Below are 20525 nucleotides of genomic sequence, written 5' to 3'. Positions count from 1 at the left end.
GGAGTGACCGGATGAAAATCATCATCCTTGGAGCAGGGCAGGTTGGCGGCACACTGGCCGAACATTTGGCCAGTGAAGCCAATGACATCACCGTGGTCGACACCGATGCCGAGCGCCTGCGCAACCTGGGCGACCGCCTGGATATCCGCACCGTACAAGGCCGGGCGTCGTTTCCCACCGTGCTGCGTCAGGCGGGTGCCGACGACGCCGACATGCTGGTCGCGGTCACCAACAGCGACGAGACCAATATGGTCGCCTGCCAGGTCGCCCACACCCTGTTCCACACCCCGACCAAGATCGCCCGGGTGCGTGAAGCCGCCTACCTGACCCGCGCCGGTCTGTTTGATAACGACGCTATCCCCGTGGACGTGCTGATCAGCCCGGAACAGGTCGTCACCCACTACATCAAGCGCCTGATCGAAATCCCCGGCGCCTTGCAGGTGATCGACTTCGCCGGCGGCAAGGCGCAACTGGTGGCCGTGAAGGCCTACTACGGTGGGCCGCTGGTGGGTCAGCAGTTGCGTCAACTGCGTGAACACATGCCGAATGTGGAAACCCGCGTAGCCGCGATTTTCCGACGTGACCGGCCGATCCTGCCCCAGGGCGATACGGTGATCGAGGCCGATGACGAAGTATTCTTCATCGCTGCCAAAGCGAATATTCGTGCCGTCATGAGTGAAATGCGTCGGCTCGATGAGAGCTACAAACGCATCGTCATCGCCGGCGGCGGGCAGATTGGCGAGCGTCTGGCCGAAGCGATCGAGAGTCGCTACCAGGTGAAAATCATCGAGATGAGCCCGGCACGCTGCCGGCATTTGTCCGACACCCTGGACAGCACGGTCGTACTGCAAGGCAGTGCCTCGGACCGCGACCTGCTGATGGAAGAAAACATCGCCGATGCGGATATTTTCCTGGCCCTGACCAACGATGACGAGGCCAACATCATGTCGTCGCTGCTGGCCAAGCGGCTGGGGGCCAAGAAGGTCATGACCATCATCAACAACCCGGCCTACGTCGACCTGATCCAGGGCGGCGATATCGACATCGCCATCAGCCCGCAACTGGCCACCATCGGCACCTTGCTTGCCCACGTGCGCCGTGGCGATATCGTCAGCGTGCACTCCCTGCGCCGGGGCGCGGCGGAGGCCATCGAAGCGATTGCCCACGGTGATTCGAAGTCGAGCAAAGTGATCGGCAAGGCCATCCGCGATATAGGCCTGCCGCCGGGCACCACCATTGGCGCAATCATTCGTGATGAGGAAGTGATCATCGCCCACGACGACACGGTGATCGCCACGGGTGACCACGTGATCCTGTTCCTGGTGGATAAAAAACATATCCGCGATGTGGAGAAGCTGTTCCACGTGGGATTGAGCTTTTTCTGATCAACCGGAGTGACCGACATGCTCGAATCCCTGGAAAAAATGCTCGCCAAGGGTGTGGATAATTCCCTGCTGCGCTTTGGGTTGGGCAAGGGTTATCTGGACCTGAAGGACAATGCCAAGGCGGCGGAGCATTTGCACAAATGCGTCGAGTTCGATACGAAGTATTCGGCGGCGTGGAAGTTGTTGGGCAAGGCGCAGCTGGGGCAGGGTGATAACGCCGCGGCGCGACAGGCGTGGGAGAAGGGCATCGAAGCGGCCCAGGCCCATGGCGACAAGCAGGCCGAGAAAGAGATGACGGTGTTCCTGAAGAAACTCGAGCGCCAAAGCTAAGCAGATCGAAAATGTGGGAGGGGGCTTGCTCCCGATAGCGGTGGTTCAGTCAACTATGCATTGGCTGACACACTGCTATCGGGAGCAAGCCCCCTCCCACATTTGGTTTTGGATTGGCTCTGGGTCAGTACCACCGCGCCTCACCCGGCGGGCGTTTCTTGAAGCGCTTCATGCTCCACATGTACTGGCTCGGGTAGGCGCCGACATAACGCTCCACCACTTTGCTCATCGCCGCGCAGGACGTGGCGGTGTCGGTGCTGTACATGTCTTCCGGCGCCGCTTCCAGGATCACTTTGTAGCCCGAACCGTCCGGCAGCCGCAGGGCATGCAGGAACACACCGACCGCCTTGTGGCCGGCGAGCATGTTCGGCACGAACTTGCTGGTGAGCGCCTGGGTGGCGAAGAACGGCACGAAGATCCCGGCGGACTCCGCGGGCTCCGGGTCGGCCGGAATACCCACCTGGCCGCCTTTGCGCACTTCCTTGATCACACTGAGGATGCCTTCCTTGGTGGACGCCGCCACGCGGTTACCCAGTTGTACGCGCTGCTTGCGCAGCAATTCATCCACCGCCTTGAGCTTGGGCGGACGGTAAAAAATGATCGGTTTGCACTGGCTGCAATAGAAGTGGTTCAACACCTCCCAGTTGCCCAGGTGGCTGGTGATGCCGACCACACCTTTGCCCGAGGCCAGGGCTTCGTGCAGCACCTCGAGGCCTTCGACTTCACGCACCAGGTCGATGGAGCGCTGGGCTGGCCAGATCCAGGCGCAGGCGCTTTCGGTCAGGGACTTGCCGATGTCCTTCAGGCTCTGGCCAACCAGGCGCTCGCGCGCGTCGGGGTCCATGTCCGGGAAGCATTTAGAGAGGTTGATCCGCACCGTGTCACGGGAGCGGTTAGGGGTTTTCCACATGATCCAGCCGATGGCCGTGCCGACCGCTTGAACCGCGCGCCAGGGCAATAGGGCAAACAACCGAAGAGCGCCTACCAGCAAGGCGCCTTTAAACTTTTCCACAGGTCACTCCTGATCGTGTGTGGTGCGCAAAGCCGCCATTCTAACCGGCGTTGACCAAGTCCGCGTAACGGTCGCAGTCCTGGGTATGGTCCATGACCATGCCCGAGGCCTGCATGAACGCGTAACAGATGGTCGGGCCGACAAAGGTGAAGCCGGCTTTCTTGAGTGCTTTGCTCATGGCTTCAGCCTCCGGCGTAATAGCCGGCACTTCGCTGCGGTCCTTGAAATGGTTGACCTTGGGCACGCCGCCGACAAACGACCAGAGCCACCCCACCGGATCTTCAAGCGCCAGCCAGGCTGCGGCGTTGCGCCGGGTGGCATTGAGCTTGAGGCGGTTACGCACAATGCCAGGGTCAAGCATCAGCGCTTCGATCTCGGCATCGGTCAGCTGTGCCAGACGCAGGGCATCAAAACCAAACAAGACCTTTCGATAATGCTCGCGTTTGCGTAAAACGGTGATCCAGGACAGGCCCGCCTGGAACCCTTCGAGCAAAAGCAACTCGAACAAACCCTGCGCATCGCGCAGCGGCGTTCCCCACTCCTGATCGTGATAAGCCATGTACAGCGGATCTTCAGAACACCAAAAGCAGCGTGGCATAAGGCTCCAGGGGATGGTGGCGCGGCCGAATCGGGTATACTCCCGCTCTTTAAATCGCAGCCCAAGTAACAGGTGAATTTCGTGAGCCAGCCTACGCCAGCCGTGCGTACCTTCCAAGACTTGATCCTCGCCCTCCAGCAATACTGGGCCGAGCAAGGTTGTGTGGTACTTCAGCCCTACGATATGGAAGTAGGCGCCGGCACTTTCCACACCGCTACATTCCTGCGGGCCATCGGCCCGGAAACCTGGAACGCCGCTTATGTGCAGCCCAGTCGTCGCCCGACTGACGGCCGCTACGGCGAAAACCCGAACCGTCTGCAGCACTACTATCAGTTCCAGGTAGTCCTGAAGCCGAACCCGGACAACTTCCAGGAACTGTACCTGGGCTCGCTCAAGCACGTGGGCCTCGACCCGCTGGTGCACGACATCCGTTTCGTCGAAGACAACTGGGAGTCGCCCACCCTCGGCGCCTGGGGCCTGGGCTGGGAAGTCTGGCTCAATGGCATGGAAGTCACCCAGTTCACCTACTTCCAGCAGGCCGGTGGCATCGAGTGCTACCCGGTAACCGGTGAGATCACCTACGGCCTCGAGCGCCTGGCCATGTACCTGCAGGGCGTGGATTCGGTCTACGACCTGGTGTGGGCTGACGGCCCGTTCGGCAAAGTGACCTATGGCGATGTGTTCCACCAGAACGAAGTGGAGCAATCGACCTACAACTTCGAACACGCCAACGTCGACAAGCTGTTCGAACTGTTCGACTTCTATGAAAGCGAAGCCAAGCGCCTGATCGAACTCGACCAGCCGCTGCCGTTGCCGAGCTATGAAATGGTGTTGAAGGCCTCCCATACCTTCAATCTGCTGGACGCCCGTCGTGCCATCTCGGTAACCGCGCGCCAGCAATACATCCTGCGTGTACGCACCCTGGCGCGTTCCGTCGCTCAAGCCTACCTGCTGGCTCGCGCCAAGCTGGGCTTCCCGATGGCCACCCCGGACCTGCGTGATGAAGTGTTGGCTAAGCTGGAGGCTGCACAATGAGTGCTCAAGATTTCCTGGTTGAACTGGGCACCGAAGAGCTGCCACCCAAGGCACTCAATACCCTGGCCGATGCGTTCCTGGCCGGTATCGAAAAAGGCCTGCAGAGCGCCGGCCTGAAATTTGAAGCGAAAAAAGTCTACGCCGCACCGCGCCGCCTGGCCGTGTTGCTGACCGCGCTGGAAACCCAGCAGCCGGACCGCAGCATCAACCTCGACGGCCCGCCACGCCAGGCGGCTTTCGACGCCGAAGGCAACCCGACCCAAGCCGCACTGGGCTTCGCCAAGAAGTGTGGCGTCGAGCTGAGCGAGATTGATCAGAGCGGCCCGAAACTGCGTTTCAGCCAGGTCATCACAGGCAAGCCCACCGCCAGCCTGTTGCCGACCATCGTCGAAGACTCCCTGAACGACCTGCCGATTCCCAAGCGCATGCGCTGGGGCGCGCGCAAGGAAGAGTTCGTGCGCCCGACCCAGTGGCTGGTGATGCTGCTCGGTGACCAGGTCATCGATTGCACCATCCTCGCCCAGAAAGCTGGCCGTGATTCCCGTGGCCATCGCTTCCACCATCCACAAGCGGTGCGCATCACTTCGCCGGCTAACTATGCCGCCGATCTGCGTGCTGCCTACGTGCTGGCCGATGCCAACGAGCGTCGCGAGCTGATCAGCAAACGCACCGAAGAACTCGCCCGCCTGCAGGAAGGCACCGCCATCGTGCCGCCAAGCCTGCTCGACGAAGTGACCGCGCTGGTTGAATGGCCGGTGCCGCTGGTGTGCTCGTTCGAAGAACGTTTCCTCGATGTGCCGCAGGAAGCGCTGATCACCACCATGCAGGACAACCAGAAGTATTTCTGCCTGCTGGACGTGGACGGCAAGTTGCTGCCGCGCTTTATCACCGTGGCCAACATCGAAAGCAAGGACCCGCAGCAGATCATCGCCGGTAACGAGAAAGTCGTGCGTCCGCGCCTGACTGACGCCGAGTTCTTCTTCAAGCAAGACAAGAAGCAGAAGCTGGAAGACTTCAACCTGCGCCTGCAGAACGTGGTGTTCCAGGAAAAACTTGGCAGCGTCTACGACAAGGCCGTGCGCGTTTCCAAGCTGGCGGCCTACATTGCCCCACGCATCGGCGGTGATGCCGCCTGGGCTGCGCGTGCAGGCTTGCTGTCCAAGTGCGACCTGGCCACCGAAATGGTCGGCGAGTTCCCGGAGATGCAGGGCGTTGCCGGTTACTACTACGCCCTCAACGATGGCGAGGCGGACGATGTCGCGCTGGCGCTGAACGAGCAGTACATGCCGCGTGGCGCCGGCGCCGAGCTGCCGACCACCCTGACCGGTGCGGCCGTGGCCATCGCCGACAAGCTGGATACCCTCGTCGGTATCTTCGGTATCGGCATGCTGCCTACCGGTAGCAAAGACCCGTATGCCCTGCGTCGCGCGGCCCTCGGCGTGCTGCGTATCCTGATCGACAAGAAACTCGACCTCGACCTGACCCAGGCCGTGGTGTTCGCGGTCGGCCAGTTCGGTGGCAAGGTCAAGCAAGCCGGCCTGGCCGAGCAAGTGCTGGAGTTCGTGTTCGACCGCCTGCGTGCGCGTTATGAAGACGAAGGCGTGGACGTTTCCGTCTACCTGTCGGTACGTGCCCTGCAACCGGGTTCGGCGCTGGACTTCGATCAACGCGTACAAGCCGTACAGGCGTTCCGTAAGCTGCCGGAAGCCGACGCCCTGGCCGCTGTGAACAAGCGTGTGTCGAACCTGCTGGGCAAGGCCGAAGGCCTGGGCAACGCCGATGTCGACCCAGGCCTGTTCGCCGACGCCAAGGAGTTCTCGCTGAATTCTGCCATTGCCAAGGCAGAGAACGCGGTGAAGCCGCTGATCGCCGAACGCAATTACGCCGAAGCCCTGGCACGCCTGGCGACCTTGCGTGAGCCGGTGGATGCGTTCTTCGAAGCGGTGATGATCAATGCCGAAGATGCCGGCGTGCGGAAAAACCGCTACGCCATGCTGGCGCGTCTGCGTGGCCTGTTCGTCAACATCGCTGACATTTCGACACTGAGCTGACCATGTTGAAACTGCTGATTCTCGATCGGGACGGGGTGATCAACTACGACTCCGACGCTTACATCAAGTCGGTGGCGGAATGGATTCCACTGCCCGGTTCGATCGAGGCCATCGCGCAGTTGAGCAAAGCCGGCTGGACGGTGGCCATCGCCACCAACCAGTCCGGCATCGCCCGCGGCTATTACGACATCGCCACCCTGGACGCCATGCACACGCGCTTGCGCACGCTGGTGGCGGAGCAGGGCGGGGAAGTGGGGCTGGTGGTGTACTGCCCTCACGGGCCGGATGAGGGCTGCGATTGCCGCAAACCCAAGCCTGGCATGTTGAAAACCATTGCAGAACATTACAAGGTGCCCTTGGCTGGGATATGGTTCGTCGGGGACAGCCTCGGTGACCTGGAGGCGGCCAAAGCCGTCGACTCTCAGCCAGTTTTGGTAAAGACCGGGAAAGGCGAAAAGACCCAGGCGAAAAACCTGCCGGTAGGCACCTTGATTTTTGACGATCTGGCGGCGGTTGCCGCAGAACTTATCAACAACTAGCCGCCCTCGACTTCCTGGCCAAGGACTGTTCGGGAGTGCGCTTTTAACAGGCGGGCCATGTCCCGCAACGGTAAATGCCGCCATGTCGATTTTGCAGGCCATCAGAACCTTTTTCTTTTACCTGCTGCTGGGCACCAGTTCGTTTCTCTGGTGCACCCTGAGCTTTTTTATTGCGCCGTTCCTGCCGTTCAAGGCGCGCTATCGCTTTATCAACGTCTATTGGTGCCGCTGCGCGTTGTGGCTGACCAAGGTGTTCCTGAACATTCGTTTCGAGATCAAGGGCGCTGAAAACGTACCGGACCAGCCATGCGTGATTCTGTCGAACCACCAGAGCACCTGGGAGACCTTCTTCCTCTCGGCTTACTTCTCGCCGTTGAGCCAGGTGCTCAAGCGCGAGCTGCTGTACGTGCCGTTCTTCGGCTGGGCCATGGCCATGTTGCGCCCGATCGCCATCGACCGTGACAACCCCAAGGCGGCGCTCAAGCACGTCGCCAAGAAGGGCGATGAACTGCTCAAGGATGGCGTGTGGGTGCTGATCTTCCCGGAAGGTACGCGGGTACCCTTTGGGACAGTAGGCAAGTTCTCTCGCGGCGGTACCGCATTGGCAGTTAACGCCAACCTGCCGGTGCTGCCGATTGCGCATAACGCCGGCAAGTTCTGGCCGAAGGCGGGTTGGGCAAAACGCGCAGGCACCATCACTGTGGTGATAGGCGAGCCAATGTACGCAGAAGGGGAAGGCCCACGCGCCATTGCCGCGCTGAATGACCGTGCCCAGGCATGGAATGAAGAGCAGCAGCGGGCCATGGGTTCCCTACCGCCAGAGCCGATTGTGGTGGAGACGCCGGTGGTATGAGCATCTGTGGATAACCTGTGTACGCTTTGTTGGCGAATTGGCTTTTTTTGGTCCTAATAAGTTGATTTAGTTAGATATTTCCAAATCCATTAAAATCGCAAAAAACGTGCATAAGTTTTTTCCTTCATTAAAAAACCGGTCCTTGAGACCGGTTTTTTATGCACAGCGGAAAAGTACGTTTTAGCAGTCGTCCAGCAAGGGCAACTGCAGGCGGAAAGTGGTGCCTTTGCCCACGGTGCTTTCACACTCGATACGGCCCCCATGACGCTCCACCACCGCCTTGACCATGCTCAGTCCCAACCCCAGCCCTTCGCTGCCTTGGGCCGAGTCAAAGCGCTTGTACTGGCTGAACAGTTCAGGCAAATCCTCGGCGGCTATGCCTGGGCCCTGGTCGCTGATGCGGCATTCCAGCCAGCCTTGCGCGCTGCTGTGTCGCAGCCGGACAGTGGTACCGGACGGGGAATATTTGATCGCGTTCTCCAGCACATTGAACAATGCGCGGGTGAGCAGCGATTGATCGGCTGACACCATCCCTTCGTCGGCCTCGTCCAGATCGTGGACCAGGTGAATCCCCTTGAGCTGGGCGATCACGGCCACTTGATCAAAGGCATCCATTACCAACATGGCGAACAGCGTAGGCTCGAACTGGTAGCCATCGGCCTCAGCCCTCGCCAGTTGCACAAATGATTCGGTCAGGCTCAAGGCGCGGCGTACTTGTTGCTCTATCTGTGCAAATATCGGCGACTCACTGTCGTGCACATCCAACAGGGCGAGGATCGCCGAGTGGGGGGCGCGCAAGTCGTGGGAGAGGAAGCGCAGCATGGTTTCCCGATGCTGCTGGGCCTCGCGCTCCTTGCTCAGGTCGGTGAGGCTCAGCAGCCATCCCAGCGCGACATCCCCTTCGGCCGGCAGCAAGGGGGCAAGCTCCATGCGCAGGCTGCGTTGGTGGATATCACGAAACTCAACGAGTTCCAGTGTCGAGAGGGTAGGGCGTACGCCATTGTGCAGCGGCGGATAACCCAGGTCGGCCAGTTGCTCCAGAAGGTTATGGTTGATCAAGTCATTGCCGAACACTTCCCGGGCGATGCGGTTGGCCAACAGGACATTACCCTGGGTGTCTGTGATCAGTGTCGCCACCGGCAGGCATTCCAATCCATCAGCCATAAACCGTCGCGTGTCCCGCGTACGACTGACGGCTTGCTCCAAGGCAAAGATACGGCCCTGCAATACGTCACCCTTATTGGCGGGTGCACGGCGGCGCTCGGGCAAGACTTTGGGTTCGTTATCCAGGCGCGCCAATTCCCAGCCGAAGTAGGCCAGGATCACGCTGAGACGCCGCCAGTTCCAGATCAGGTAGCTGAGCAGCAAACCGATCAAGCAGGCCGCAGGCGACCACCAGTAGCCCAGGCGCAACAAGGCCGCTGAACCCACCAAGGCCATGCACATGCACCCCAGGGTCATCCAAAGCGCATAGCGTGGGCGGTAGAGCAGCAGGCCCAGCAACATCGCCACCAGGGACGTTGCGATCAGTGCGGCCAGCCAGCCGGGCAAGTCCACAATACTTCGATCTTGCAGCAAGCCATTGAGCACATTGGCCTGGATCTCCACACCTGCTGTGGTGCCAGCCATAGGAGAGAGCGGTGTGACAAAGCGATCGCCCATGCCCGACGCTGTCGCCCCCACCAGAATCAGACGGCCCCGCAACCGCTCAGGAGGGACCTCACCACGTAATACGCTGACATAAGAGACGCTCGGGAAATGGGTGTCGGCAGCAATAAACGGGATACGGACCGCATGCTCCCGGTGCCAATCCTGGGTGATCGATGGCAGAGGTTCCCCGGGCATCTCGGCCGATTGCCCGCTCATCGCGAAAGCCAGCCACGCTAACTGAAGCGCCGTGGCACCGGCTGGCCCCTCGCGCATATACAGCCTGCGGACCACGCCATCGCTATCCGCCTCCACATTGATATGCCCGACACCCTTGGCACATTTGAGCAGCGACAGCATTTGTGCCCCAGACTGGCTGTAGCTGGCCGAATCGTCACGAGCCAAGGGCAACAATACGTTGCCGGCGTTGCACACCGCGTCGGCCAGGCGCTTGTCATTGACCGGGTTACCGGGCTCGCTGAAGATCACATCAAACAGGATACCGGCCGGCTGCGCCGCGCTCAGGCGATCGATCAGGTCGGCGTGCACACTGCGCGGCCAGGGCCACTGGCCGAGTTTCTTCAGGCTAGGGTCATCGATGGTTACCAGCAGGATGCGCGGATCCACCGGCAGGGGCGCCAGACGTCGAAGGCTGTCGTATAGCGGGTTGTTCAAGGCCAGGCCAGGACTCATCGAGAGGTAGGCAGTGATTGGCAACAGCAGCAAACCGATCCATAACCACTCACGTACCAGACCGTGGAACAGGCGCTGGGCATGGGTGGGTTGGCGCTTTTCGGCCTTTCCCCAGAGCATCATGGATCAACGCGCTTGAGTTGTTGGCGTGCGATAGAAGATGGCATAGACCCCCGATTCCTCCTCAGGCGTTGCACGGCGTAAGCCGACACGCGTACGTGATAGAACGACGCATTGAGCCCAGTGAAGCTCATTTTCGACACGGTGGAAAAAATTTCCTGCTGGATGTTCATAACGGCGGGGAGTCCAAAGGGCATCCACTATCGGGGCACAGGAGTTTACGACAGCGCATGCGTCGGCTGATCCTTTTCCTTAACGCCTGGAGCCGGTATCTTTCCCACATAGGTATGGAGGGCTTTCAATGGCGTATTCGCTTATTGATCCCAGCGTACCGAGAGATCCAAGGGGTCGACGAACCTGAGCACAATTCTTCAGATTCATTGACCGGCATCTGCGCAGTACGTGCCCCTCAATACGACTGCCGTACTCTTCAAGAAGAAAGGACCCCCCCATGCGTGTCGCAATACTGGATGACGAACCCGCTGAATTGCGACGGGTGGAACAGACACTGCGACAAATCCCCAGCACCGCCGAACAACCCTGGACACTGCATTGCTTCGAGCGCGGCGAAGACCTGCTGCGACAATTGCGCCGGGAGACCTTCGACCTGCTGATACTCGACTGGCAACTGCCCGACATCACCGGTATTGCCTTATTGCGCTGGACCCGTGAACACATGGAGTCGCCACCTGCAGTCATCATGCTCACCAGCCGTGATGCCGAAAGCGATATCGTCAGCGCATTGAACAGCGGGGCCGACGACTACGTCAGCAAACCCTTTCGACCTAACGAACTGAAGGCACGAGTGACAGCCGTTCTACGTCGGCATGGCCTGCAGAGATCGGCAACCCCTGAAGTGCAGAGTTTCAACGACCTGACCTTCGACGATGCAGAGTTGACCGTCACACGCGCAGGCAAACCGATCAACCTTACCGAGCGCGAATACCGCCTGGCGAGCTGCTTGTTCGCCAACCTGGCTCGGCCGCTGTCACGCGAGTACCTTTATGAGCGGTTCTGGACCCATGAAGAAATGGTGTCCTCGCGGCCACTGGATACGCATATCTATCGGCTACGCAACAAGCTGGGGCTTACTGCTGACAGGGGTTGGCAGCTGTTGACGATCTATGGGTATGGGTATCGGTTGGAGAGTGTGGCGGCGGCTTCTTCTCATGGATAAAAACCACGATGTTCCACGTGGAGCATTTTGCAGAAGTTGATTTCCCACGCAATAAAAAAGGCCAACGTTATGCTTTGGCCTTTTTTATTTTGGTGTTGTGCCTGGTGTGGACTCACAAAATAGATGATGAGCCCTCAGTGTTCGAAAGCCACTCAAGGCGCTGGATACGCAACTCTAGAGGTCTTCGACGCCTGCTCTGGTTAAATCCGTAGTGGATATGCGCCCATCAAACTCAAACCAGAAACTGGCCCCGCCGCTTTCAGATCGACCCTGCATGAGTTTGGTCAAAAGATCATCGTTGAAATGTTTGTGGTACGCATTGCCGAACAACAGTTTCGTGCGTGGGTTGTCAATCAACAGCGCCAGCAGTAAATACTGTTCGGTCCAGTAGATCTGGTGATCGATCAACCACTTCTGTGGAAGACCAAAGGGCAGAAAAACATCATGAACATGGACAAATATTTTCCTGGTTATTTTCGGTAGCAAGCGAAGGTAAATATGCAGGCAATCGCTACCTGTTTTGACCGTGTGGGTGGAATCGATAAACAGGATATCGCCATCTTGCAGCGTGGAATTCAACATCTCAACGGTCAAATCCTGGGCACGTATCGTTTCCAATTGAAGGGCGCCCTCGTTGCTCAGCGACGTGATAAAGGGCCTCGGAAAAGGTTCTATGCAGTGCAACCGTCCCGTTCCGTTTTTGCCCAGCGCCTCCAGGGCAATCAGTGATGAGAACCCACTGCCTATCTCCACAATGGTCTTCGGGCGGATCTGCCTGACATAGGCGTAATAGGCCATGGCATCACTGCATGTGAATTGGCCGTTTTTCCAGAAATAGGAGGTACAAGTTTCGTGATCATCCACTTCAGCAGGATTGAAATCCACCGCGTACGGAATCAGCTTGATCAACTCCGCCCGGAGTTTTTCCTGATCAAACAGGACACTGTGCAGATACGGTGGTTCTGATTCGTTGTATTCATAGGAGCTATACGTTTCGGAAATCGATGGTGTACTTGAGTAAAAATTGCAAGGGATGAGATTAAGGCCAAGCGTTTGCAGTCGCTCTCTATCCTGGGGATCAGCCCAAAGCAGCTTTTGCATCACAGCCAAAGCAGCATCAAACTCTTCATCCGTTACCAGCGTCATCTTCCAGAACCCCGTCCCGAGCTATTTTTGCCAGTGTAGCGCGCTCGCACCCGAGGAGCCTTACTGATAGCAGCGTTGGCACTTTATGCAACTGATCAAGCGTCCCTGAAGATGGTCCAGCGCAGTAAACAAGGTGGCGCTGTTATAACTGCCTGGGTTTTGAATTCTTTGGATTAGCCGGGGTTCATCAATCAGATCGGCGTTCTTGTTTCTGTGTTTCCCAGGATTCCGTGAACCAAAAAAAAGGCCCGCTGTAAGCGGGCCCTTTTCAAAAATGGCAACCTAACCCTAGGGGCTGGTCGAACATTTATTTGTGAAACATCGCAACTATCCTTTCAACCTACACCGGAATCAGAAGTCCAGGTTAGACACTGCCAGGGCATTGCTCTCGATGAAGTCACGGCGAGGTTCGACCGCATCACCCATCAGGGTGTTGAAGATCTGGTCTGCGCCAATGGCGTCCTCGATGGTTACGCGCAGCATACGACGCTGAGCTGGGTCCATGGTGGTTTCCCACAGCTGATCCGGGTTCATTTCGCCCAGACCTTTGTATCGCTGGATCGTGTGGCGCTTGGTGCTTTCCGCCATCAACCAGTCCAGGGCTTCCTTGAACTCCTTGACCGCTTTCTTACGCTCGCCACGCTGAATATAAGCACCGTCGTCCAGCAGGGTGCTCAGTTGCGCGCCGAGGGTCACAACGGTCTTGTAGTCGTTGCTGCCGAAGAAGTCGCGGTTGAAGGTGACGTAGTTCGACAGGCCGTGGGAGATCAATTCGACCTCTGGCAGCCAGACGTTACGTTCACGGTCTTCACGCAGGCTGGCTTTGTACACCAGGCCGGATTTTTCGACAGTGCGCAGGCGCACTTCGTACTGGGCCAGCCATTCCTGCATGTGTGCGTGGTCGCCCAACTGCTCCAGGCTTACGGACGGCAGGTAGATGAAGTGCTCGGTCAATTCCTGTGGGTACAGGCGCGACAGGCGCTTGAGTGTCTTCATCACCATACGGAAGTCGTTAACCAGACGCTCCAGCGCCTCGCCGGAGATACCCGGGGCTTCGTCGTTCAAGTGCAGGCTGGCATCTTCCAGGGCCGACTGCGTCATGTACTCTTCCATGGCGTCGTCGTCTTTGATGTATTGCTCTTGCTTGCCTTTCTTCACTTTGTACAACGGCGGCTGGGCGATGTAGATGTAGCCACGCTCGATCAGCTCGGGCAACTGACGGAAGAAGAAGGTCAGCAGCAGGGTACGGATGTGCGAACCGTCGACGTCAGCATCGGTCATGATGATGATGTTGTGATAGCGAAGCTTGTCGATGTTGTACTCGTCTCGGCCAATACCGCAGCCGAGTGCCGTGATCAAGGTGCCGACTTCCTGGGAGGAAATCATCTTGTCGAAACGAGCCTTTTCGACGTTGAGGATCTTACCCTTCAACGGCAGGATGGCCTGGGTGCGACGGTTACGACCCTGCTTGGCGGAACCGCCAGCAGAGTCACCCTCCACCAGGTACAGTTCGGAGAGGGCAGGGTCCTTCTCCTGGCAGTCAGCCAGTTTGCCTGGCAAGCCGGCAATATCCAGCGCACCTTTACGGCGGGTCATCTCACGGGCTTTACGCGCCGCTTCACGGGCACGTGCGGCGTCGATCATCTTGCCGACAACCAGCTTGGCTTCGTTCGGGTTTTCCAGCAGGAAGTCGGAGAAGTACTTACCCATCTCCTGTTCAACCGCAGTTTTCACTTCGGAAGACACCAGCTTGTCTTTGGTCTGGGAGCTGAACTTAGGGTCCGGCACTTTCACCGAGATGATTGCGGTCAGGCCTTCACGGGCATCGTCACCGGTGGTGGCGACCTTATGCTTCTTCGCCAGGCCTTCGGCTTCGATATAGGTGTTCAGGTTACGCGTCAGCGCCGAACGGAAACCCACCAGGTGAGTACCACCGTCACGCTGTGGAATGTTGTTGGTGAAGCACAACAGGTTCTCGTTGAAGCTGTCGTTCCATTGCAGGGCGATTTCCACGCCGATGCCGTCTTCACGCTGGATGTTGAAGTGGAACACCTGGTTGACCGCAGTCTTGTTGGTGTTCAGGTATTCAACGAACGCACGCAAGCCACCTTCGTATTTGAATAGCTCTTCCTTGCCGCTGCGCTCATCCTTGAGGACGATGCCGACACCGGAGTTGAGGAAGGACAATTCACGAATCCGCTTGGCCAGGATGTCCCAGCTGAAGTGGATGTTCTTGAAGGTATCAGCCGAGGGCTTGAAGTGGATCTGGGTACCAGTGGTTTCGCTGTCGCCAACGATTTTCATCGGTTCCTGCGGTACACCGTGGACGTAGGTCTGCTCCCAGATCTTGCCACTGCGGCGAACCGTCAGGATCAGCTCTTCGGACAGAGCGTTCACCACCGACACACCCACACCGTGCAGACCACCGGAGACTTTGTAGGAGTTGTCGTCGAACTTACCACCGGCGTGGAGCACGGTCATGATGACCTCTGCCGCCGAAACACCTTCTTCTTTGTGCACATCTACCGGGATGCCGCGACCGTTATCGCGCACGGTAATGGATTCGTCCGGATGGATGATGATGCTGATGTCGTCGCAGTGACCGGCCAAAGCTTCGTCGATGGAGTTGTCGACCACCTCGAACACCATGTGGTGCAGACCGCTACCGTCATCAGTGTCGCCAATGTACATACCGGGACGTTTGCGTACGGCATCCAAACCTTTCAGCACTTTAATGCTGGTCGAGTCGTACGTGTTTTCTTCGCTCATGCCTTCACTCCCGATGGTCGTGGGTCTGGGTGATACGGCCTTGTTCCACGTGGAACAAAGCGACTGGCGTTTCCGTCTGCCAGCCTTCCCTCAATAATTCGTGGTCTACACAGGTGATAAACACCTGGCAGCGTAAATCTTCCAACAAGCGGCATAACGCACGGCGGTGTTGCTCGTCGAGTTCAGACGGCAAGTCATCCACCAGATAAATACACTGACCACGTCGGGCTTGGCTAACCAGATGCCCCTGGGCGATCCGCAGTGCACACACCACCAACTTCTGCTGGCCGCGGGACAAGATATCCGCAGCATTGTGTGCGCCTAATCTAAGACGCAAATCAGCCCGTTGGGGTCCGGCCTGGGTATGGCCAATTTGCTGATCCCGCTGCAGGGACGTCGCGAGCACTGCACTCAGCTCACGGTCTTTGTCCCAGCCACGGTAGTAACTCAGCGTCAGCCCCTCGAGATCCAACAACTCACTCAAGGTCTGCTCAAAGACTGGTTTCAAGGCTTTGATATAGGCACGGCGGTATTCATCTATTTCATCGCTGGCCAGGCACAATTCCCGGTCCCAGGCCGCTTGCGAAGCGGCGTCAAGTGTACCATGCCGCAGCCATGAGTTCCGCTGCCGCAGGGCCTTCTGCAGGCGCTGCCACGTGGCCATGAATCGCGGTTCCACGTGGAACACTCCCCAGTCGAGGAACTGCCTGCGGATCTTCGGCGCGCCTTCCAACAAGCGGAAGCTGTCAGGGTTGATCAGTTGCAACGGCAGGATCTCTGCCAGTTGTGCGGCACTGCGAGCATTTTGCCCGTCGATGCGAATCTGGAACTCACCGCCGCGATCACGAGAAATCCCCAGGCTGCTGTGCCCACCCTCTGCCAGTTCGACTTGGCCAAATACCGTGCAAGCCAGTTGTTCGTACTGAATCACCGGCAACAAGCGGGCACTGCGAAAGGAACGGGCAAGCCCGAGCAGGTGGATGGCTTCCAGCACGCTGGTTTTGCCACTGCCGTTGGCGCCGTGGAGGATATTGATGCGGGGGGAGGGGGAGAAGGTCACCGGGTGCAGATTGCGCACCGCGGTGACCGAGACGCGACTAAGGGACATCTAGCTTCTGCTGGGCATGATTACAGGCGCATCGGCATAACAACGTAAGCCGAGTCGTCATTATCGGATTCCTGCACCAGGGCACTGCTGTTGGAGTCGGACAGGATCAGGCGAACCTGTTCGGTGGTCATCACACCCAGCACGTCCAGCAAGTAGCTCACGTTGAAGCCGATTTCCAAAGAACCGCCGTTGTAGTCGACGCCCACTTCCTCTTCCGCTTCTTCCTGCTCCGGGTTATTGGCCTGGATTTTCAACTGACCGTTGGCCAGCTGCAGACGAATGCCCCGGTACTTCTCGTTGGACAGGATCGCAGTACGGCTGAACGCTTCACGCAGGGCCTGGCGATCACCGATCACCAGCTTGTCGCCGCCTTTAGGCAGAACGCGCTCGTAATCCGGGAACTTGCCGTCGACCAGCTTGGAGGTGAAGGTGAACTCGCCGGTGGTCGCGCGGATATGGTGCTGACCCAGCACGATGCTGACATTGCCATCCGGCTCGGTGAGCAGGCGCGCCAGTTCGAGAATACCCTTACGCGGCACGATCACCTGGTGACGGTCAGGTTGACCGATATCGGCGCGCATCGAGCACATCGCCAGACGGTGACCGTCAGTGGCCACGGCGCGAATGATGCCTTCCGACACCTCCAGCAACATACCGTTGAGGTAGTAACGTACGTCCTGCTGGGCCATGGCGAAGCTGGTGCGCTCAATCAGACGACGCAGTTTGCTTTGCTCCAGGCTGCAGGTCAGTGAGCCAGGGCCTTCTTCCACAGTCGGGAAATCATTGGCCGGCAACGTAGACAGCGTGAAACGACTGCGACCCGCCTTGACCACCAACTTCTGCTCATCAACCTTGATGTCGATCAGCGCGTCGTTCGGCAGGCTTTTGCAGATGTCCATCAGCTTGCGCGCGGGTACTGTGATCTCGCCAGGTTCAGCGGGCTCTTCCAGTTGCACGCGACCGACCAGCTCGACTTCCAGGTCGGTACCGGTCAGGGACAATTGCTGGCCTTCGACCACCAGCAATACGTTGGAGAGCACCGGCAAGGTCTGTCGGCGCTCGACGACGCCTGCGACCAGTTGCAGGGGTTTCAACAGGGCTTCGCGTTGAATGGTGAAATGCATGGTCTAGTCCCTTGCCTTAATAAGCTGCGCTGGTGTCATCAAGTAGTCAGTGTACGCAGCAGGTTCTTGTAGTCCTCGCGAATATCCGCGTCGGATTCCTTAAGTTCGTTGATCTTGCGGCACGCGTGCAAGACCGTGGTGTGGTCGCGGCCGCCAAACACATCACCGATTTCCGGCAGGCTATGGTTGGTCAACTCCTTGGAGAGTGCCATGGCCACCTGACGAGGACGCGCCACCGAGCGCGAACGGCGCTTGGACAGCAGGTCGGAAATCTTGATCTTGTAGTACTCGGCCACGGTGCGCTGGATGTTATCCACACTCACCAGTTTGTCCTGCAATGCCAGCAAGTCTTTCAGGGATTCGCGAATCAGCTCGATGGTGATGTCGCGGCCCATGAAGTGAGAGTGCGCAATGACACGCTTGAGCGCACCTTCCAGCTCACGCACGTTGGAACGGATGCGTTGGGCGATGAAAAACGCAGCGTCGTGGGGCAGATCGACTTTCGCCTGGTCGGCCTTTTTCATCAGGATCGCTACGCGGGTTTCCAGCTCCGGCGGCTCTACCGCCACGGTAAGGCCCCAACCAAAGCGCGACTTCAAGCGTTCTTCCAGGCCTTCGATTTCCTTCGGGTAACGGTCACTGGTCAGGATGACCTGTTGGCCGCCTTCGAGCAGGGCGTTGAAGGTGTGGAAAAACTCTTCCTGGGATCGCTCCTTGCGCGCGAAGAATTGAATGTCATCGATCAGCAATGCATCAACGGAGCGGTAGAACCGCTTGAACTCGTTGATCGCATTGAGCTGCAGGGCCTTGACCATGTCTGCCACGAAGCGCTCCGAGTGCAGGTACACAACCTTGGCATTCGGGTTCTTCTTTAATAGGTGGTTACCCACAGCGTGCATCAAGTGGGTCTTACCCAAGCCAACGCCGCCATACAGGAAGAGCGGGTTGTAACCATGCTTGGGGTTATCGGCGACCTGCCAGGCGGCCGCGCGGGCCAGCTGGTTGGATTTACCTTCGACGAAGTTCTCGAAGGTGAACGTGCGGTTCAGGTAGCTGGTGTGCTTGAGCGCACCTTCGACCTGCACCGTGCGCTGCTCGGCGCGGACCGGAGCCTGCTGTGAACTGGCACCCGCCATCGGATCGAAGCTGTCGCGGGACGGCTCTTCATTGATAGGCGCGTTGTTCTGCGACGAGGCTTTCGAAGGCGTCTGGGCAACCGGCGCTGGCGAGTTATTAACAGGCGCCACAGGGGCTTGAGCCTGCGAGGCACTCGCTGCGAGCGGAGCATTCGGTGCAGCACGAGGTGCCGAGCTGCGTTTGCTGCCTATTAATAAGGAAAGCACGGGCGCAAGGCCATTGCCGTGTTCATCGAGCAATTCGAGAACGCGGCTCAGGTACTTCTCGTTGACCCAGTCGAGAACAAAACGATTGGGCGCATAGACACGCAACTCGTCGCCTTCGGCTTCGACCTGTAGCGGGCGGATCCAGGTGTTGAATTGCTGGGCAGGCAGCTCATCGCGCAAAAGCTCCACGCACTGCTGCCAAAGTTCCACTGACACGGATATCCCCTAAGTTGAAAGCCGGTGAGGCAAAAACAGCCGCCATTGTAGCGGCCAGCAGCCCACTTATCCACATGTAGGTTGCTCACAGGCCAGCCAAAATCAACGCCTTAACAGCAAAAAATGCGACAGATGGTCTGTGCATAAGCTCTGTGGATAAGCGCGCCTGAGCTCGTTGTACAAGTAGGGTCGAAAGTCTGTGGGTAACTGGCCTGTGGATAACATGCCATTCCACACACAGCTTATCCGACAGCGCAGCACAGGCAGAGCACCGCTTCTCCCCCATGTTGTCATTCTCTGTACAGCACGTGGAATATGGCCTTAAGGCAGTTATCCACAGAGGATGGCCTGCCTAGCTTTTATAAGCTTTACAGAAAAGCTTTAAATAACTTCCTTCTTTATTTTTATATCTATGGCATTGCTCATGGAAGCAGAACGGAAAGAAAAGGTCTGGAGGCCCGTAAAGATCTAATTGAAGGAAAAGCTGGTTGGAAATTGACCTAGAGGCTTGCTTTCTCTAGAATCGCCGGTCTCTTAAAACGGGGGCCATTCCGGCCCGTTGTGGACGAACCAGGTAACAACGCCATGAAACGTACTTTCCAACCAAGCACCATCAAACGCGCCCGTACCCACGGCTTCCGTGCTCGCATGGCTACCAAGAACGGCCGTGCTGTCCTGTCGCGTCGCCGCGCCAAAGGTCGTGCGCGTCTGGCAGTTTGATAATCCGGTACTGGTGGTGAGTCAGGACTTCAGTCGGGAAAAGCGTCTGCTAACCCCCCGGCACTTCAAGGCAGTCTTTGACTCCCCCACCGGCAAGGTTCCGGGGAAAAATCTCCTGCTCCTTGCGCGTAACAACGATCTTGATCACCCCCGTCTCGGGTTGGTGATCGGCAAGAAGAGCGTAAAGCTCTCCGTTGAGCGCAATCGCCTCAAGCGTCTGATGCGCGAATCGTTTCGCCTCCACCAGGACACTCTGGTTGGTTGGGATATTGTTATCGTCGCGCGCAAAGGCTTGGGGGATGTAGAAAACCCCGAATTGATTCAGCATTTCGGCAAGCTCTGGAAACGTCTGGCGCGTACCAACAAACCAGCACCAGCAGTCAGCACCGAAACTGTAGGGGTAGACAGCACCGATGCGTAAACTGGCACTCGTTCCGATCCAGTTTTATCGCTATGCCATTAGTCCTCTGATGGCCAGCCACTGTCGTTTCTACCCCAGTTGTTCCTGCTACGCGTTAGAGGCCATAGAAAATCATGGTCTTCTGCGCGGTGGCTGGCTGACCTTTCGTCGTTTAGGTCGCTGTCATCCGTGGAATCCCGGTGGTTATGACCCGGTTCCACCTATCCCTACCTCCCGTTCTTCTTCGATGGCCGAGTAA

General features: G+C 58.1%; 18 protein-coding genes. 10 read left to right on the top strand and 8 right to left on the bottom strand.

The features are described from left to right. The first annotated feature begins 11 nt into the window (after positions 1 to 11). Both trkA and FX984_RS19350 read left to right on the top strand, forming a co-directional pair. A complete protein-coding gene (trkA, locus tag FX984_RS19355; protein ID WP_027608153.1) occupies positions 12 to 1385 on the top strand; it encodes a Trk system potassium transporter TrkA in 1374 nt (457 codons plus the stop codon). Positions 1386 to 1403: 18 nt separating this feature from the next. After that, the gene (locus FX984_RS19350; RefSeq protein ID WP_146476892.1) at positions 1404 to 1715 is read left to right on the top strand and encodes a tetratricopeptide repeat protein; all 312 of its coding nucleotides are present in this window, start codon (positions 1404 to 1406) and stop codon (positions 1713 to 1715) included. A 124-nt stretch (positions 1716 to 1839) separates the two neighbouring features. Here the strand turns inward: FX984_RS19350 and FX984_RS19345 are convergent, their stop codons facing one another. Further along, positions 1840 to 2727, bottom strand: coding sequence for a lysophospholipid acyltransferase (locus tag FX984_RS19345; RefSeq protein WP_098480671.1), 888 nt, complete (start codon positions 2725 to 2727; stop codon positions 1840 to 1842). 40 nt (positions 2728 to 2767) lie between these two features. After that, complete coding sequence (locus FX984_RS19340; RefSeq protein WP_027608156.1) at positions 2768 to 3325, bottom strand: DNA-3-methyladenine glycosylase I; 558 nt, start codon at positions 3323 to 3325, stop codon at positions 2768 to 2770. Positions 3326 to 3406: 81 nt separating this feature from the next. Here FX984_RS19340 and glyQ point away from each other — a divergent pair, with 81 nt between their 5' ends. From glyQ to FX984_RS19320, 4 genes are all read left to right on the top strand, one after another. Then, complete coding sequence (gene glyQ / locus FX984_RS19335; protein WP_003187265.1) at positions 3407 to 4360, top strand: glycine--tRNA ligase subunit alpha; 954 nt, start codon at positions 3407 to 3409, stop codon at positions 4358 to 4360. Then, positions 4357 to 6411 (top strand): glycine--tRNA ligase subunit beta, encoded by a 2055-nt coding sequence (gene glyS, locus FX984_RS19330; protein WP_074848083.1) that lies wholly within the window; start codon positions 4357 to 4359, stop codon positions 6409 to 6411. The genes glyQ and glyS overlap by 4 nt, the downstream gene beginning before the upstream one ends. 2 nt (positions 6412 to 6413) lie before the next feature. After that, positions 6414 to 6950, top strand: a complete 537-nt coding sequence (gene gmhB / locus FX984_RS19325; RefSeq protein ID WP_166655292.1) for a D-glycero-beta-D-manno-heptose 1,7-bisphosphate 7-phosphatase — start codon at positions 6414 to 6416, stop codon at positions 6948 to 6950. Between the two features lie 82 nt (positions 6951 to 7032). Continuing rightward, complete coding sequence (locus FX984_RS19320; protein WP_146476894.1) at positions 7033 to 7803, top strand: lysophospholipid acyltransferase family protein; 771 nt, start codon at positions 7033 to 7035, stop codon at positions 7801 to 7803. A 180-nt stretch (positions 7804 to 7983) separates the two neighbouring features. On the opposite strand, the gene FX984_RS19315 is transcribed toward FX984_RS19320, so the two are convergent. After that, a complete protein-coding gene (locus tag FX984_RS19315) occupies positions 7984 to 10266 on the bottom strand; it encodes a CHASE2 domain-containing protein (protein ID WP_092355994.1) in 2283 nt (760 codons plus the stop codon). Positions 10267 to 10714: 448 nt separating this feature from the next. On the opposite strand from FX984_RS19315, the gene FX984_RS19310 reads away from it, so the two are divergent. Next, positions 10715 to 11440, top strand: a complete 726-nt coding sequence (locus FX984_RS19310; RefSeq protein ID WP_027608161.1) for a response regulator transcription factor — start codon at positions 10715 to 10717, stop codon at positions 11438 to 11440. Positions 11441 to 11614: 174 nt separating this feature from the next. On the opposite strand, the gene FX984_RS19305 is transcribed toward FX984_RS19310, so the two are convergent. The 5 genes from FX984_RS19305 to dnaA all read right to left on the bottom strand — a co-directional run bounded on the left by FX984_RS19305 (position 11615) and on the right by dnaA (position 19146). After that, on the bottom strand, positions 11615 to 12586 hold the full coding sequence (locus FX984_RS19305; protein WP_027608162.1) for a class I SAM-dependent methyltransferase: 972 nt from the start codon (positions 12584 to 12586) through the stop codon (positions 11615 to 11617). 351 nt (positions 12587 to 12937) lie between these two features. Beyond that, a complete protein-coding gene (gyrB, locus tag FX984_RS19300) occupies positions 12938 to 15355 on the bottom strand; it encodes a DNA topoisomerase (ATP-hydrolyzing) subunit B (RefSeq protein WP_027608163.1) in 2418 nt (805 codons plus the stop codon). A gap of 4 nt (positions 15356 to 15359) precedes the next feature. After that, on the bottom strand, positions 15360 to 16463 hold the full coding sequence (gene recF / locus FX984_RS19295; protein ID WP_027608164.1) for a DNA replication/repair protein RecF: 1104 nt from the start codon (positions 16461 to 16463) through the stop codon (positions 15360 to 15362). Between the two features lie 20 nt (positions 16464 to 16483). Next, positions 16484 to 17587 (bottom strand): DNA polymerase III subunit beta, encoded by a 1104-nt coding sequence (dnaN, locus tag FX984_RS19290; protein WP_005783345.1) that lies wholly within the window; start codon positions 17585 to 17587, stop codon positions 16484 to 16486. A gap of 38 nt (positions 17588 to 17625) precedes the next feature. Continuing rightward, a complete protein-coding gene (gene dnaA, locus FX984_RS19285) occupies positions 17626 to 19146 on the bottom strand; it encodes a chromosomal replication initiator protein DnaA (protein ID WP_027608165.1) in 1521 nt (506 codons plus the stop codon). 585 nt (positions 19147 to 19731) lie between these two features. Between dnaA and rpmH the strand changes: the two genes are divergently transcribed. From rpmH to yidD, 3 genes are read left to right on the top strand one after another with little or no spacing between them, the layout of a single operon-like run. Further along, the gene (rpmH, locus tag FX984_RS19280; protein ID WP_003213577.1) at positions 19732 to 19866 is read left to right on the top strand and encodes a 50S ribosomal protein L34; all 135 of its coding nucleotides are present in this window, start codon (positions 19732 to 19734) and stop codon (positions 19864 to 19866) included. Between the two features lie 16 nt (positions 19867 to 19882). After that, on the top strand, positions 19883 to 20287 hold the full coding sequence (gene rnpA / locus FX984_RS19275; RefSeq protein WP_053128141.1) for a ribonuclease P protein component: 405 nt from the start codon (positions 19883 to 19885) through the stop codon (positions 20285 to 20287). Continuing rightward, entirely contained in the window at positions 20280 to 20525 is a 246-nt protein-coding gene (yidD, locus tag FX984_RS19270) for a membrane protein insertion efficiency factor YidD (RefSeq protein ID WP_010207715.1), read from the top strand. The genes rnpA and yidD overlap by 8 nt, the downstream gene beginning before the upstream one ends.

Origin of the sequence: Pseudomonas marginalis, assembly GCF_008692035.1 — a bacterium.
Lineage (GTDB): Bacteria > Pseudomonadota > Gammaproteobacteria > Pseudomonadales > Pseudomonadaceae > Aquipseudomonas > Aquipseudomonas marginalis.
Note: the sequence above shows the minus strand (reverse complement) of the source record. Positions and strands in the feature narration are given on the sequence as shown.

Excerpts from the sequence above, each read along its gene's own strand:
- FX984_RS19320 (WP_146476894.1), top strand. The coding sequence starts at position 7,033 with ATGTCGATTTTGCAGGCCATCAGAACCTTTTTCTTTTACCTGCTGCTG.
- FX984_RS19305 (WP_027608162.1), bottom strand. The coding sequence starts at position 12,586 with ATGACGCTGGTAACGGATGAAGAGTTTGATGCTGCTTTGGCTGTGATG.
- rpmH (WP_003213577.1), top strand. The coding sequence starts at position 19,732 with ATGAAACGTACTTTCCAACCAAGCACCATCAAACGCGCCCGTACCCAC.
- FX984_RS19340 (WP_027608156.1), bottom strand. The coding sequence starts at position 3,325 with ATGCCACGCTGCTTTTGGTGTTCTGAAGATCCGCTGTACATGGCTTAT.
- yidD (WP_010207715.1), top strand. The coding sequence starts at position 20,280 with ATGCGTAAACTGGCACTCGTTCCGATCCAGTTTTATCGCTATGCCATT.
- gmhB (WP_166655292.1), top strand. The coding sequence starts at position 6,414 with ATGTTGAAACTGCTGATTCTCGATCGGGACGGGGTGATCAACTACGAC.
- FX984_RS19350 (WP_146476892.1), top strand. The coding sequence starts at position 1,404 with ATGCTCGAATCCCTGGAAAAAATGCTCGCCAAGGGTGTGGATAATTCC.
- trkA (WP_027608153.1), top strand. The coding sequence starts at position 12 with ATGAAAATCATCATCCTTGGAGCAGGGCAGGTTGGCGGCACACTGGCC.
- FX984_RS19315 (WP_092355994.1), bottom strand. The coding sequence starts at position 10,266 with ATGATGCTCTGGGGAAAGGCCGAAAAGCGCCAACCCACCCATGCCCAG.
- dnaN (WP_005783345.1), bottom strand. The coding sequence starts at position 17,587 with ATGCATTTCACCATTCAACGCGAAGCCCTGTTGAAACCCCTGCAACTG.
- gyrB (WP_027608163.1), bottom strand. The coding sequence starts at position 15,355 with ATGAGCGAAGAAAACACGTACGACTCGACCAGCATTAAAGTGCTGAAA.
- recF (WP_027608164.1), bottom strand. The coding sequence starts at position 16,463 with ATGTCCCTTAGTCGCGTCTCGGTCACCGCGGTGCGCAATCTGCACCCG.
- glyS (WP_074848083.1), top strand. The coding sequence starts at position 4,357 with ATGAGTGCTCAAGATTTCCTGGTTGAACTGGGCACCGAAGAGCTGCCA.
- FX984_RS19310 (WP_027608161.1), top strand. The coding sequence starts at position 10,715 with ATGCGTGTCGCAATACTGGATGACGAACCCGCTGAATTGCGACGGGTG.